Origin of the sequence: Pseudopontixanthobacter vadosimaris, assembly GCF_012979275.1 — a bacterium.
Taxonomy (GTDB): Bacteria; Pseudomonadota; Alphaproteobacteria; order Sphingomonadales; family Sphingomonadaceae; genus Pseudopontixanthobacter; species Pseudopontixanthobacter vadosimaris.
This window is the reverse complement of record NZ_JABASZ010000014.1, coordinates 78,267-91,747: the sequence shown is the minus strand read 5'-3', so window position 1 is coordinate 91,747 and position 13,481 is coordinate 78,267. Positions and strand designations below refer to the sequence as shown.

Below are 13,481 nucleotides of genomic sequence, written 5' to 3'. Positions count from 1 at the left end.
TCCAAGGGTCAGAGCATTTCCACGGCAATTGCCGTCGCTTCGCCGCCGCCGATGCACAGGCTGGCGATACCCCTGGTCTTGCCCTGCTGCTTCAGCGCATTGAGCAGGGTGACGATGATGCGCGTGCCGCTTGCGCCGATGGGGTGACCCAGCGCCGTGCCGCCGCCATTGACGTTGATCTTTTCATGCGGAATGCCGATGTCGCGCATGGCGAACATGGCGACGCAGGCGAAGGCTTCGTTCACTTCCCACAGATCGACCTCATCCGCTTTCCAGCCGGCCTTTTCCAGCACCTTGTCGATGGCACCGATCGGCGCGACGGTGAACTGCGCCGGCTCCTGCGCGTGCGCGGCCATGGCGACGATCCTCGCAACCGGCGTCCTGCCAGCGTTCTTCGCCAGGCTTTCCCGCGACAGCACCACGGCGGCGGCACCGTCGGAGATCGAACTTGAGGTTGCAGCGGTGATGGTGCCGTCCTTCGCAAAGGCAGGGCGCAGCGTCGGGATCTTGTCGGGTTTGCCGCGGCCGGGCTGCTCGTCATGCTCGACCGTCTGTTCGCCTTTGCGGGTCGTGAAGGTGACAGGCACCACCTCATCGGCGAAGGCACCGTTTTCGATCGCGGCATTGGCGCGGCGCAGGCTCTCGATCGAATATTCGTCCATCGCTTCGCGCGTAAGCTGGTATTCGTTCGCCGTGTCCTGCGCGAAGGTGCCCATGGCGCGGCCCTCCTCATAGGCATCTTCAAGTCCATCCAGGAACATGTGGTCATAGGCCGTGTCATGGCCCAGCCGCGCGCCCGAGCGATGTTTTTTCAGCAGATAGGGCGCGTTGGTCATGCTCTCCATTCCGCCGGCGACCACGGTGTCCACCGTGCCCGAAGCCAGCGCCTCCGCGCCCATGATGACGGTCTGCATCCCGCTGCCGCAGACCTTGTTTACCGTGGTCGCCTGCACCGATTTCGGCAGCCCCGCCTTGATGGCCGCCTGACGCGCCGGTGCCTGGCCCAGCCCGGCGGGAAGGACGCAGCCCATGTAGATGCGATCGACGTCGCTGCCGTCCACTCCGGCACGTTCGACGGCCGCCTTTACCGCTGCCGCGCCGAGTTCGGTGGCCGATACATCGGCCAGCGCGCCCTGCATTCCGCCCATCGGCGTGCGCGCATAGGACATGATGACGACGGGATCGGATGAATTGAACTGGGCCATGTGAGGTGCCTTTATATCGCGTGAATTGGTGTTATGCTGCACGCCACATAAGGATGCGGTTCGAACATGCAAAGCCGCCAACCAGAAGACGGAGAGCGAACAATGGCCGACAATCGACAGGACGACCTCAGGCACATCCTGAAGGGCCAGCGCGCTGCCTTCACCTCGGCCCGGCCGGAACGGATGGAGATGCGCCGCGACCGGGTGGAGCGGGCCATGCAGCTCCTGAAGGAAAACGCCGACGATCTGTGCGCCGCGATGAGCGCCGATTTCGGCAATCGCAGCAAATATCAGTCGATGTTGACGGACATCATGGGAACCGTGAACTTCGGCAAGTATTGCCTGAAGCACCTCGACGAATGGGCTCGGCCGCAGAAGCGCAAGGTGCAGTTCCCGCTGGGCCTGCTGGGGGCACGGGCCGAGGTCCGCTACGAACCCAAGGGTGTCGTAGGCATCATGAGCCCGTGGAACTTCCCCGTGAACCTTTCCTTCGGCCCGCTGATGCAGGTGCTGGCCGCCGGCAATCGTGCCATGCTGAAGCCAAGCGAGTTCACCGAAAAGACCAGTGCCCTCACAGCGGAACTGGTGGAGAAATATTTCCGGCCAGAAGAAGTCGCGGTCATCAATGGCGGACCTGAGGTGGCGCATGCCTTTTCGGAATTGCCATTCGACCACCTGGTTTTCACAGGCTCGACGGAAACGGGGCGCAAGGTCATGCAGGCCGCTGCCGCCAACCTGGTGCCGGTCACCCTGGAACTGGGCGGCAAGTCGCCCGTCGTTCTTGGCCAGGGCGCGGATGTCGCCCGAGCGGGAGAGCGCATTGCCTTGGGCAAGATGATGAATGCCGGGCAGATCTGCCTCGCGCCCGATTATCTGATGGTGCCCGAGGACAAGGAGATCGACATGATCGCCGCCATCGAATCGGCGGCATCCTCGATGTATCCGACCGTCCTGCATAATGACGATTATGCCTCGATCGTGACTGACAGGCATTTCCAGCGCCTGCAGGACATGGTGGAAGATGCCCGCGATAAGGGTGCGGACGTGATCGAGATCAATCCTGCGGAAGAAGATTTCTCCGGCACCAACAGCCGGAAGATGCCGCTGACGCTGCTGCGTAATGTCACCGAGGACATGCAGGCGATGAAGGAGGAAATCTTCGGCCCGGTGCTGCCGATCCGCACCTATTCGCGCATCGATGACGCCATCGGCTACATCAACGATCACGACCGCCCGCTCGGCCTCTATTATTTCGGTGAAGACGCCTCGGAGCGGGAGCATGTGCTGGGTCGCACGATCTCGGGCGGGGTGACGGTGAATGACGTCGTCTTCCATGTCTCTATGGAAGATCTGCCTTTTGGCGGCGTCGGTCCGTCCGGCATCGGTTCCTATCATGGTCCGGAAGGTTTCCGTGAATTCAGCCATGCGAGGTCGGTCTATCGCCAGCCGCGCACCGATGTTGCCAGGCTGGCGAAGATGAAGCCGCCTTACGCCAGCAGCAACGCCGGCTGATACCTCGTGGGGGGCGGCTTGTCGTCCGAATACGCCAGAATGCCTGCTCCGCGGCACCGATTGGTCGCGGAGCAGGGCGAAGTCTGGAATTAGCCCGAGTCCCGCCCTTGCGCGATAGCGGGCGGGCCTCTAGATGCGGGGGCGGCAATTCCGCCAACCAGCCGGATATGCGAACCTCGTGGTCGATCTCAGTCAATATCTACCTATTCTCATCTTTCTGGGGATCGCGCTGGCGCTGTCGTGCCTGTTCGTATTCCTGCCGATGGGCGTGTCGCGCCTGACGGGCAGCCACAATCCCACGGCGGAAAAGCTCAGCGAATATGAATGCGGTTTCCCCGCATTCGAGGATCCGCGCAGCCAGTTCGATGTGAACTTCTACCTGATTGCGATCCTCTTCATCATCTTCGATCTGGAGGCGGCTTTCCTGTTTCCCTGGGCCGTCAGCCTCGATCTCACCGGCTGGCCCGGCTGGATCACCATGATGATCTTCCTGTTCGAACTGATCGTCGGTTTCGCCTACGCCTGGAAGAAAGGGGCACTGGAATGGGAATGACGGATAACAAGGCTGCGCCCTATCCGCCCGCCGGCGGTGTTATCGCGCCCGATCACAACCGGATGCTGCATGATGCGCCCACCGCGAAGGGCGGCGATGTGCTCAACCCCGACGCGGATTATTTCCGCGCCATGCAGACCGAGGTGGGTGACAAGGGCTTTCTCGTCACCACGACGGAAGATCTGTTCCAGTGGGCGCGCACCGGCAGCCTTTGGTGGATGACTTTCGGCCTTGCCTGTTGCGCTGTCGAGATGATCCATGTGAACATGCCGCGCTATGACATGGAACGCTTCGGCGTGGCCCCGCGTGCATCGCCGCGCCAGTCGGACGTGATGATCGTCGCCGGCACGCTCTGCAACAAGATGGCGCCGGCGCTTCGCCGCGTTTACGACCAGATGTCCGATCCGAAATATGTGATCAGCATGGGCAGCTGCGCCAATGGCGGCGGCTATTATCATTACAGCTATTCCGTGGTGCGTGGGTGCGACCGGATCGTGCCCGTCGACATCTATGTACCCGGCTGCCCGCCCACGGCCGAGGCGCTGCTGTATGGTGTCATGCAGTTGCAGCGCAAGATCCGCCGCAGCGGCACGATCGAACGCTAAGGGATTACGCCACCAATGGCCGTCATTCACTCCGCTCCCCGCTATGCCAGCAATGCCGGCATGCTGGACAATCTGTCCGCCGCGATCGGCGGGAATCTCATTGCCGCGCATGAAGAACATGGGGAGCTGATGTTCACCGTGCAGCGCGCCGGGATCGAGGATGTCCTGCGCCTGCTTCGCGACGAACATGAATATCAGCAATTGATGGAAATTGCGGGTGTCGATTTCCCGGGCCGTGCCGAACGGTTCGAATGCGTCTACATGCTGCTCAGTCTTACGAAGAACCACCGGATCATGGTGAAGCTGTCTGCCGCTGAAGATACGCCGGTGCCGACCGTCACGACGCTCTGGCCGAATGCGGGCTGGCTCGAGCGTGAGGTTTTCGACATGTTCGGCGTATTGTTCGATGGCAATACGGACCTTCGGCGCATCCTGACCGATTACGGGTTCGAAGGGCATCCTTTCCGCAAGGATTTCCCGCTCACCGGCTATAATGAACTGCGCTATTCGGAAGAGGAGCGGCGCGTCGTCTACGAGCCGGTAGAACTGGCCCAGGAATTGCGGCAATTCGATTTTCTCAGCCCGTGGGAAGGTGCGGATTACGTGCTGCCCGGCGATGAGAAGGCCGATATGCCACCGGTCGACGAGCCCAAGGTGACGGACTCGGTCAAGGACACCGGCGCGGGCGCAAAGGCAGATGCCAAGGCCGGCGAAACTGTCAGCGCCGGTTCCCCGGCGGAAGAAGATAGCGGCCGAGACAGGCCGGAATCTCCGGAACCGACGGAAGACCGCGCCGACCGGCCTGCCCGTGAAGGCAAGGCGGTCGACACGGCGGCATCCACCCGGATAGATGATGACGACTCCGCGAAGGATGATGGAGCATGAGCGGTCTGGTAAGCGAAACCTCGCCCACCACGCAGGGCGACGAAATCAGCAATTACACGATCAATTTCGGCCCGCAGCACCCGGCGGCACATGGCGTCCTGCGCATGGTGATGGAGCTTGACGGCGAGGTTATCGAACGGATCGACCCGCATGTAGGGCTGCTGCACCGCGGCACCGAGAAGCTGATCGAGCACAAGACCTATCTGCAGGCGCTGCCCTATTTCGACCGGCTCGATTACTGCTCGCCCATGTGCATGGAGCACAGCTACGTGCTTGCGGTGGAGAAGCTTCTGAACGTCGAGGTGCCGATCCGCGCACAATATCTGCGGGTGCTGTTCGCGGAACTGACGCGGATCAAGAACCACCTGCTGAACATCGGCGCGCATGTCATGGATGTGGGCGCGATGACGCCCAACCTCTGGGTGTTCGAACTGCGCGAAGATTGCATGAATTTTTACGAGCGCGCTTCGGGTGCGCGGATGCATGCCGCCTGGTTCCGCCCCGGCGGGGTTCACCAGGACGTGCCGCTGAAGCTGCTCACCGACATCGGCGACTGGGTCGACACGCGGCTGCCGGAATTGTTCGGCGATGCCATGAGCCTCGTCACCGACAATCGCATCTTCAAGCAGCGCAATGTGGATATTGCCATCGTCAGCAAGGAAGACGCGATCGCGTGGGGGTTCTCCGGACCCATGATCCGGGCGGCGGGGCTGCCTTGGGATCTGCGCAAGTCGCAGCCCTATGACGTCTATGACCGCATGGATTTCGAAATTCCGGTGGGGACCAATTCCGATTGCTACGACCGTTTCATGGTCAGGGTCGAAGAGGTCTACCAGTCCGCTCGCATTATCAAGCAATGTCTTGCGGAGATGCCGGACGGTCCGATCGCATCCGATGACCGGAAGGTTGTTCCGCCGAAGCGGGGCGAGATGAAGCAGTCGATGGAAGCGCTGATCCATCATTTCAAGCTTTATACCGAAGGCTTCCATGTGCCCGCGGGCGAGGTCTATGTGGCGACCGAAAGCCCCAAGGGTGAATTCGGCGTCTATCTGGTCAGCGATGGCAGCAACAAGCCCTATCGCTGCAAGATTCGCCCCACCGCTTTCAGCCATCTTCAGGCGATGGATTTCATGTCCAAAGGTCACATGCTGCCCGATGCGACCGCGATCCTGGGCGCTATCGACGTGGTGTTCGGAGAGTGTGACAGATAATGGCCGAACGTAACATCGCCCCCGATACGCCGGAACTGCGCGCCCGCTGGGGTGACTTCGCCTGGACGCAGGAAAACGCGCAGCTGGCGAAAAGCATTGTCGCCCGGTACCCGGAAGGGCGGCAGAAATCCGCCGTCATGCCGTTCCTCGATCTTGCCCAGCGGCAGGTCGGGGCGGAAACGCAGACCCAAGGCTGGCTGCCGCTGCCGGTGATCGAATTCGTTGCGCGCGAACTCGATCTGCCGGTCATCCGTGTGCTGGAAGTCGCAACTTTCTACACCATGTACAATCTGGTGCCGGTCGGCCGTTTCCATGTGCAGGTCTGCGGAACGACGCCCTGCATGCTGCGCGGGTCCGACGCCATTCTCGAACGCTGCTACGAACGGGGAATGCGCAAGGGGCACACGACGGATGACGGTATGTGGACCCTGACGGAAGTCGAATGCATGGGCAATTGCGCCACTGCGCCGATGGTGCAGATCAACGATGGCAATTACGAGGATTTGACCCCTGAACGTCTCGACGCCGTGCTCGATGCGCTGGCAAGGGGAGAGCATCCGAAGGAGGGTACGCAGATGCCGGGTCGCCACACCAGCGAACCTGCCGATGGCCCGACCACCCTGATCGCGATGAAGAACGAAAACCACGATTACCGGGGTGAATGGGCATGAACATCTCGATCGTGACCATCATCGTGGCGCTGCTGGCGATTGTCCTGGCGTGGAAGCTGCTTAAAGGCTTGGTAAAGACCGTGGCTCTGCTCGGCATCCTTGTCATTGCCGCATTGTTCATCTTCGGAGGGGGTCTCTGATGCTCGCTGATCGGGACCGGATCTTCACCAACCTTTACGGATTTCAGCCGTGGAATCTGAATGCTGCGCAGAAGCGCGGCGATTGGGACGATACGAAGGCGCTGATCGGGCGCGGCCATGACGCGATCATCGACGAGATGAAGGTAAGCGGGTTGCGCGGGCGGGGCGGGGCCGGCTTCCCCACCGGACTGAAATGGTCCTTTATGCCGAAGGGATCCAAGGACGGCCGGCCAAGTTTCCTGGTCATCAATGCCGATGAATCGGAACCCGGATCGTGCAAGGACCGCGAGATCATCCGCCACGATCCGCACAAGCTGATCGAAGGCGCGCTGGTGGCGGGTTACGCCATGCGGGCGCGTGCGGCCTATATCTACATTCGCGGGGAATATATCCGCGAGGCGGAAACGCTGTTTGCCGCGGTTGCGGAAGCGTATGAAGCAGGCCTCATCGGCAAGAATGCCGCCGGATCGGGCTATGATTTCGACGTTTTCGTCCACCGGGGCGCGGGCGCTTATATTTGCGGTGAGGAAACCGCGATGATCGAAAGCCTGGAAGGCAAGAAGGGGCAGCCGCGCCTCAAGCCGCCATTTCCGGCAGGCGCGGGGCTTTACGGCTGCCCGACCACGGTGAACAATGTGGAAAGCATCGCCGTGGTGCCGACCATCCTGCGGCGCGGTGCCAGCTGGTTCAGCAGCCTGGGGCGTGAAGGCAATGCCGGCACCAAGCTGTTCCAGATCAGCGGGCATGTCGAAAAGCCCTGCGTGGTCGAAGAAGAGATGGGTATTCCCTTCCGCGACCTGATCGAGACTCATTGCGGCGGGATCATCGGCGGGTGGGACAATCTTCTCGCCGTCATCCCGGGTGGTTCCTCGGTTCCACTGGTCCCAGCCGCGGAGATCATGGACGCGCCGATGGATTTCGACGGTCTGAAGGCGCTCGGCAGCGGGCTGGGTACGGCGGCGGTGATCGTCATGGACAAGAGCACCGACATCGTGCGCGCGATCAGCCGGATCAGCTATTTCTACAAACATGAAAGCTGCGGGCAATGCACTCCCTGCCGCGAGGGTACGGGCTGGATGTGGCGCGTGATGGAACGGCTGCGCACGGGCGATGCAGAACCTGCAGAGATCGACATGCTGCTGCAGGTGACGAAGCAGGTGGAAGGCCACACGATCTGCGCGCTGGGCGATGCTGCGGCATGGCCGATCCAGGGCTTGATCCGTCATTTCCGTCCGGAACTGGAGCGGCGGATCGTAGAGCGTGAGGGTACGATGATGGAGGCGGCGGAATGAAACGGTATGTCTGCACGATGTTGGCGCTCGCTTCGGCTGCCCTGTTCGCGGCTCCGGCTGCCGCTGCCCCGCCTACGGGCACACGGGTCGACCTCTCGGTTCCTGGCCTGTCGGGGGTGCATGCGCCAATGCGTAACGAGTCCGCAAGGCAGGGCATTAATGCCTTTCTGCGCTGTTCCGCATCGATAGATCGCCCTCGGGCAGTCAAGGTTCTGAAACTGGCATATCGAAGCCCCGAGCAAATCGAAGCGGCCAACAAATTCATCCCCAGGTATCAATATTCGGAAAGCGGGCGGGCCGATTGCTTTTCGCGTCTGGGTAATGTGGAGCTTGGGTATGACCCGGTCGTGGCGGTCGGCACCATTTCCGAATTCTTCATTCTGAACGGTTTCGATGCCAACGATGTGGACAGGATTACGCAGATCACTGCGGATCAGTGGCAGGAACCGGAACTGACACCGTCGAACAGCAGCGAAGCCTTCGGCATGTGCGTGGCGCAGGCGCAACCGCAGATGATCTACGATCTCGTTCGATCCGTGCCGGACAGTCAGGATGAAAATACTGCTGTGCGGCAGTTGGTGCCGATGTTGGGGCAATGTCTTACCGATGGGTTCGAAGCGAATTTCGATGTCCCCGGTTTGCGTTCGGTCCTTGCTTTCGGCCTTTATCGTACTCTCGAAGGTGCATCTTCTGTTCGGCGTGCGGCGGGATAATTTCACCATGCGAAGCGCACTCCCAATCATTTCTCGCACGAGGCCCTGATCATGCCTAAAGTCACCGTGGATGGCCACGAGATAGAAGTACCGGAAGGCGCAACCGTGCTGCAGGCGTGTGAGCTTGCGGGCAAGGAAATCCCGCGTTTCTGCTATCATGAACGGCTGAGCATTGCCGGAAATTGCCGGATGTGCCTGGTCGAAGTGAAGCCCGGCCCGCCCAAGCCGCAGGCAAGCTGCGCCTTGCCGGCGACCGACGGGCAGGAAATCCGCACCGACAGCGAAATGGTGAAGACCGCCCGTGAAGGCGTGATGGAGTTCCTGCTCATCAATCACCCGCTCGACTGCCCCATCTGCGACCAGGGCGGCGAATGCGACCTGCAGGACCAGGCCATGGCCTATGGCCGGGGCGGATCGCGTTACGATCTGAACAAGCGTGCGGTGACCGACAAATACATGGGTCCGCTTATCAAGACGCAGATGACGCGGTGCATCCATTGCACCCGCTGCGTCCGCTTCAGCGAGGAAGTGGCCGGGGTGGACGAGATCGGTGCGCTGTATCGCGGCGAGAACATGCAGATCACCACCTATCTTGAACGGGCGGCGACGCACGAACTGTCCGCGAATGTGATCGATCTTTGCCCGGTCGGTGCGCTGACCAGCAGGCCCTATGCCTTCGAGGCGCGTCCATGGGAATTGAAGAAGACCCTGAGCATCGACGTGTCCGATGCCGTGGGGGCCAATATCCGTCTCGACAGCCGGGGACGCGAGATATTGCGGGCGCTGCCGCGAGTAAATGACGAGGTGAATGAGGAGTGGCTTTCCGACAAGGGGCGCTACCAGGTCGACGGGCTGGTGCGCCGCCGTTTGGACAAGGTCTGGATCCGCAGGGGCGGTAAATTGCAGGCAGCGGACTGGAACGAGGCCTTCCAGGCGATTGCCGATGCGGAACCGAGAGGGAGCATCGCAGCCATCGCCGGCGATCTGGTCGATTGCGAAACGATGTTCGCGGCGAAAACCTTGCTGGCGTCTCTTGGCTCCGATCTGCTCGAAGGGCGGCAGACCGGCATGAGCTATGATGTGTCGAACCTTTCGGCAGTCAATTTTAATTCCGGCTTCGCCAAGATCGAGAATGCCGACGCCATCCTGATCGTTGGCAGTCACATCCGCAGCGAAGCGGCTCTGGTGCATGTCCGACTTCGCAAGGCGGTGAAGCGCGGAGCCCGTGTCTTCGTCGTCGGGCCCGAATGGGACACGACCTTCCCCACCACCTTCCTCGGCACCGATGCCGGCGTTCTCCACGATCTGCCCGATGCGGTCGGCGAAGCCTTCGGCAAGGCGGAACGTCCGGCCATCATCCTCGGTGCGGCCGGTCTCGCCGCCGGGGCACTGGAGCCTGCACTGGGCCTTGCCCGGCAATGGAAGCTGGTGCGCGAGGGCTGGAACGGGTTCAACGTGCTGCACATGGCAGCGAGCCGCATGGGCGGTTTGATGCTCGGCTATGGGCGTAAGGGCGGGATCCGCGATCTGGTCACCGCTGCGCCCAATGTGCTGCTTTCGTTGGGAGCGGACGAAGTCGATTACTCGGCCTTTCCGAACAGTCTCAAAGTCTACATCGGACATCACGGCGACCGGGGTGCCCATGCGGCAGACATCATCCTGCCCGCAGCATCCTATGCCGAAAAGGACGGCACCTACGTCAATACCGAGGGCCGGGTGCAATATGCCGAAAAGGCGGTGTTCGCTCCCGGCGATGCGCGCGAAGACTGGACCATCCTGCGAGCCATGGCCGATGTTCTGGGCGTATCCGTCGGTTTCGACAGCCTGTCGGAATTGCAGGCGGCGATGATTGCAGCCGTTCCGGCGCTGGGTGTGGAAGGGCTTGCGGATTTCGGGGCCTTGCCCGCATCTTCGGGCAATGGCAGGGCGTCCGGCGAGTTGAAGTATCCGATCGAGGATTTCTACATGACCAATGCCATTGCCCGCGCCAGCGTCGTGATGCAGCGCTGTTCGGCTGAATTGCTGCACGGGGCAGGCATGGCGGAGGCCGCCGAATGACCGAGACGTTCCAGGACTGGGGCATGTCCTACGAATGGGCGTGGGGCTTGGCGACATTCGCCGGCGTGCTGCTGATCGCCTTGCCGCTGATGCTGGCGGTCGCCATGATCATCTACATGGACCGCAAGGTATGGGCGGCTATCGCCCTGCGGCGCGGCCCCAATGTGGTCGGCCCCTTCGGCCTGGCCCAGAGCTTCGCCGACGGCCTGAAGGTATTCCTGCAGGAAACAATCATTCCCAGCGCGGCCAACAAGGGTCTTTTCCTTCTGGCGCCGATCCTCACCTTTACCGTGGCGCTGACTGCATGGGCGGTCATTCCGTTCAATTCGGGTGCGGTTCTGGCGGACATCAATGTCGGGCTGCTCTACATTTTCGCGATCAGTTCGCTCGGCGTCTATGGCGTCGTGATCTCGGGCTGGGCATCGAATTCCAAATATCCGTTCTTTTCGGCGATGCGGGCCGCAGCGCAGATGATTTCCTACGAAGTCTCGATCGGCTTCGTCATCATCTGCGTCGTGCTTTACGCCGGCACCTTCAACATGAACGGGATCATCGTCGGCCAGATCGGCCATGGGCTCGGTATCTTCAACGGCTACGCCTTTAACCTGCTGCTGTTCCCGATGTGGGTCGTGTTCCTGATTTCCAGCCTTGCCGAAACCGCTCGCGCACCGTTTGACTTGACGGAAGCCGAAAGCGAGCTCGTCGCCGGGTACCAGACGGAATACAGTTCAATGAGCTTCGCGCTCTTCTGGCTGGGCGAATATGCCAACGTGCTGCTGATGTGTGCGCTCAACGCAATCCTGTTTTTCGGCGGCTGGTTGCCCCCGGTCAATTGGGAACCGCTCTATGCGGTTCCAGGTTTCATCTGGCTGTTTGCCAAGATCTTCCTGTTTTTCTTCATCTTCAGCTGGATCAAGGCGACGGTTCCCCGTTTCCGTTATGACCAGTTGATGCGGCTGGGGTGGAAGGTGTTCCTGCCGATGAGCCTGCTGTTCGTTGTGCTGGTCAGCGGTTGGTTGATGCTGACGCGCTATGATTGCGGAGACGCAGGCCGTGTCTATGCGTCGACCGTGCCGGTCACCGAAGCGGGCGTATTGTACCGCGAGGGGCAATCCGCCGCCAATCTGTGGGACGGCCGCTGTGCCGACGATCTGCCGGCGCTTGAAAGAGAATTCGCATCATGAATGTAGGCCATCTGATCAAATCCTTTACCCTGTGGGAATTCCTGAAGGCTCATGCGCTGACGCTGAGATATTTCTTCAAGCCCAAGGTTACGATCAACTATCCCTTCGAAAAGAACCCGGTGTCCCCGCGCTTTCGCGGCGAACACGCGCTGCGCCGCTATCCCAATGGCGAGGAACGCTGCATCGCCTGCAAATTGTGCGAGGCTGTCTGTCCGGCGTGGGCCATCACCATCGATGCCGAACCGCGCGACGATGGCAGCCGCCGCACCACGCGCTACGATATCGACATGACCAAATGCATCTATTGCGGTTTCTGCCAGGAAGCCTGCCCGGTCGATGCGATCGTCGAAGGCCCGAACCTCGAATATGCGACCGAGACGCGCGAGGAATTGCTGTATGACAAGGCGAAACTACTCGCCAACGGGGACAAGTGGGAGCGCGCACTTGCCGCGAACCTTGAAGCCGACGCGCCCTACCGCTAACGCGCGCCCAATTCACCCGATGGGACCGATTCAAACCCTATGCTTCTGACCATAGCCTTCTACCTGTTCGCAACGGTCGTCATCGCCAGCGCGGTGATGGTGATCATGTCGCGAAATCCGGTCCATTCGGTGCTGTGGCTGATCCTGTCGTTCTTCAATGCCGCCGGCCTCATGGTGCTGGTCGGCGCCGAATTCATCGCGATGCTGCTGGTGATCGTCTATGTCGGTGCAGTCGCCGTCCTGTTCCTGTTCGTCGTGATGATGCTGGACATCGATTTCGCATCGATGCGGGCAGGCTTCGTCCGCAACGCTCCGCTCGGCATCATCATCGCGCTGATCCTGCTGGCCGAACTGGTGCTCGGCATTGGCGCATACAGAGCAGGGGCGCTGGTTCTCGGCACGCCGGACGGCACTGCGGCTCCGCTAATGTTCGAAAGCAATATCGAGAGCATCGGCGCGCTGCTATACAGCCGTTACCTGTTCCTGTTCGAGAGCGCGGGCATCATCTTGCTGGTCGCGATGATCGGGGCCATCGTCCTGACGCATCGCGAGCGTCCGGCCGCTCATCGCCGCGCTCATCAGGATATCGGGAAGCAGGTGCGTCGCAAGCCCGAAGACGCGACCGTCAACGCGTCGCCCGCAATCGGCAAGGGGATCGACCTGTGATCGGGATCGAACATTTCATCGTGGTCGGGGCGATCCTGTTCGTGCTGGGCGTGCTCGGTATTTTTCTCAACCGCAAGAACATCATCGTCATTCTGATGTCGATCGAACTCATCCTGCTGGCGGTCAATATCAACCTCGTGGCATTCAGTGCATTCCTGGGCGATCTGACCGGCCAGATCTTCGCGATGTTCGTGCTGACCGTGGCAGCGGGCGAGGCGGCCATCGGGCTCGCCATCCTGGTCATCTATTTCCGCAGTCGCGGCACCATCGCGGTGCAAGACGCCAACCAGATGAAGGGTTGAGA

General features: G+C 61.1%; 15 protein-coding genes. 14 read left to right on the top strand and 1 reads right to left on the bottom strand.

Annotation, left to right across the window (positions count from 1 at the left end; translation table 11 throughout):
* Positions 1 to 8 precede the first annotated feature (8 nt).
* The gene (locus HG250_RS02740) at positions 9 to 1,205 is read right to left on the bottom strand and encodes a thiolase family protein (RefSeq protein ID WP_170002584.1); all 1,197 of its coding nucleotides are present in this window, start codon (positions 1,203 to 1,205) and stop codon (positions 9 to 11) included.
* 102 nt (positions 1,206 to 1,307) lie between these two features.
* Between HG250_RS02740 and HG250_RS02735 the strand changes: the two genes are divergently transcribed.
* The 14 genes from HG250_RS02735 to nuoK all read left to right on the top strand — a co-directional run bounded on the left by HG250_RS02735 (position 1,308) and on the right by nuoK (position 13,479).
* Positions 1,308 to 2,717, top strand: coding sequence for a coniferyl aldehyde dehydrogenase (locus tag HG250_RS02735; RefSeq protein ID WP_170002582.1), 1,410 nt, complete (start codon positions 1,308 to 1,310; stop codon positions 2,715 to 2,717).
* Between the two features lie 178 nt (positions 2,718 to 2,895).
* Positions 2,896 to 3,270: an NADH-quinone oxidoreductase subunit A gene (locus HG250_RS02730; protein ID WP_170002580.1), complete on the top strand. Its 375-nt coding sequence runs from the start codon at positions 2,896 to 2,898 to the stop codon at positions 3,268 to 3,270.
* A gap of 62 nt (positions 3,271 to 3,332) precedes the next feature.
* Positions 3,333 to 3,875, top strand: coding sequence for a NuoB/complex I 20 kDa subunit family protein (locus HG250_RS02725; RefSeq protein WP_170002994.1), 543 nt, complete (start codon positions 3,333 to 3,335; stop codon positions 3,873 to 3,875).
* Positions 3,876 to 3,890: 15 nt separating this feature from the next.
* On the top strand, positions 3,891 to 4,760 hold the full coding sequence (locus tag HG250_RS02720) for an NADH-quinone oxidoreductase subunit C (protein ID WP_170002578.1): 870 nt from the start codon (positions 3,891 to 3,893) through the stop codon (positions 4,758 to 4,760).
* On the top strand, positions 4,757 to 5,971 hold the full coding sequence (locus HG250_RS02715; protein WP_170002576.1) for an NADH-quinone oxidoreductase subunit D: 1,215 nt from the start codon (positions 4,757 to 4,759) through the stop codon (positions 5,969 to 5,971). Before HG250_RS02720 ends, HG250_RS02715 begins: the two co-directional genes overlap by 4 nt.
* Positions 5,971 to 6,642 (top strand): complex I 24 kDa subunit family protein, encoded by a 672-nt coding sequence (locus HG250_RS02710; RefSeq protein WP_170002574.1) that lies wholly within the window; start codon positions 5,971 to 5,973, stop codon positions 6,640 to 6,642. The genes HG250_RS02715 and HG250_RS02710 overlap by 1 nt, the downstream gene beginning before the upstream one ends.
* Complete coding sequence (locus tag HG250_RS02705) at positions 6,639 to 6,782, top strand: hypothetical protein (RefSeq protein ID WP_170002572.1); 144 nt, start codon at positions 6,639 to 6,641, stop codon at positions 6,780 to 6,782. Before HG250_RS02710 ends, HG250_RS02705 begins: the two co-directional genes overlap by 4 nt.
* Positions 6,782 to 8,074: an NADH-quinone oxidoreductase subunit NuoF gene (gene nuoF / locus HG250_RS02700; protein WP_170002570.1), complete on the top strand. Its 1,293-nt coding sequence runs from the start codon at positions 6,782 to 6,784 to the stop codon at positions 8,072 to 8,074. Before HG250_RS02705 ends, nuoF begins: the two co-directional genes overlap by 1 nt.
* Positions 8,075 to 8,397: 323 nt before the next feature.
* Positions 8,398 to 8,787, top strand: a complete 390-nt coding sequence (locus tag HG250_RS02695) for a hypothetical protein (RefSeq protein WP_170002568.1) — start codon at positions 8,398 to 8,400, stop codon at positions 8,785 to 8,787.
* 51 nt (positions 8,788 to 8,838) lie between these two features.
* Positions 8,839 to 10,845 carry an NADH-quinone oxidoreductase subunit NuoG gene (gene nuoG, locus HG250_RS02690; RefSeq protein WP_170002566.1) on the top strand — a complete coding sequence of 669 codons (2,007 nt, stop codon included), beginning with the start codon at positions 8,839 to 8,841 and terminating at the stop codon, positions 10,843 to 10,845.
* Positions 10,842 to 12,029, top strand: a complete 1,188-nt coding sequence (nuoH, locus tag HG250_RS02685; RefSeq protein WP_170002564.1) for an NADH-quinone oxidoreductase subunit NuoH — start codon at positions 10,842 to 10,844, stop codon at positions 12,027 to 12,029. Before nuoG ends, nuoH begins: the two co-directional genes overlap by 4 nt.
* Entirely contained in the window at positions 12,023 to 12,511 is a 489-nt protein-coding gene (nuoI, locus tag HG250_RS02680; protein ID WP_170002992.1) for an NADH-quinone oxidoreductase subunit NuoI, read from the top strand. The genes nuoH and nuoI overlap by 7 nt, the downstream gene beginning before the upstream one ends.
* A gap of 39 nt (positions 12,512 to 12,550) precedes the next feature.
* Complete coding sequence (locus tag HG250_RS02675; protein WP_170002562.1) at positions 12,551 to 13,177, top strand: NADH-quinone oxidoreductase subunit J; 627 nt, start codon at positions 12,551 to 12,553, stop codon at positions 13,175 to 13,177.
* Positions 13,174 to 13,479 (top strand): NADH-quinone oxidoreductase subunit NuoK, encoded by a 306-nt coding sequence (gene nuoK, locus HG250_RS02670; RefSeq protein WP_170002560.1) that lies wholly within the window; start codon positions 13,174 to 13,176, stop codon positions 13,477 to 13,479. The genes HG250_RS02675 and nuoK overlap by 4 nt, the downstream gene beginning before the upstream one ends.
* Positions 13,480 to 13,481: the final 2 nt, after the last annotated feature.

Excerpts from the sequence above, each read along its gene's own strand:
- HG250_RS02740 (WP_170002584.1), bottom strand. The coding sequence starts at position 1,205 with ATGGCCCAGTTCAATTCATCCGATCCCGTCGTCATCATGTCCTATGCG.
- HG250_RS02735 (WP_170002582.1), top strand. The coding sequence starts at position 1,308 with ATGGCCGACAATCGACAGGACGACCTCAGGCACATCCTGAAGGGCCAG.
- HG250_RS02725 (WP_170002994.1), top strand. The coding sequence starts at position 3,333 with ATGCTGCATGATGCGCCCACCGCGAAGGGCGGCGATGTGCTCAACCCC.
- HG250_RS02720 (WP_170002578.1), top strand. The coding sequence starts at position 3,891 with ATGGCCGTCATTCACTCCGCTCCCCGCTATGCCAGCAATGCCGGCATG.
- HG250_RS02715 (WP_170002576.1), top strand. The coding sequence starts at position 4,757 with ATGAGCGGTCTGGTAAGCGAAACCTCGCCCACCACGCAGGGCGACGAA.
- HG250_RS02710 (WP_170002574.1), top strand. The coding sequence starts at position 5,971 with ATGGCCGAACGTAACATCGCCCCCGATACGCCGGAACTGCGCGCCCGC.
- HG250_RS02705 (WP_170002572.1), top strand. The coding sequence starts at position 6,639 with ATGAACATCTCGATCGTGACCATCATCGTGGCGCTGCTGGCGATTGTC.
- nuoF (WP_170002570.1), top strand. The coding sequence starts at position 6,782 with ATGCTCGCTGATCGGGACCGGATCTTCACCAACCTTTACGGATTTCAG.
- nuoG (WP_170002566.1), top strand. The coding sequence starts at position 8,839 with ATGCCTAAAGTCACCGTGGATGGCCACGAGATAGAAGTACCGGAAGGC.
- nuoH (WP_170002564.1), top strand. The coding sequence starts at position 10,842 with ATGACCGAGACGTTCCAGGACTGGGGCATGTCCTACGAATGGGCGTGG.
- HG250_RS02675 (WP_170002562.1), top strand. The coding sequence starts at position 12,551 with ATGCTTCTGACCATAGCCTTCTACCTGTTCGCAACGGTCGTCATCGCC.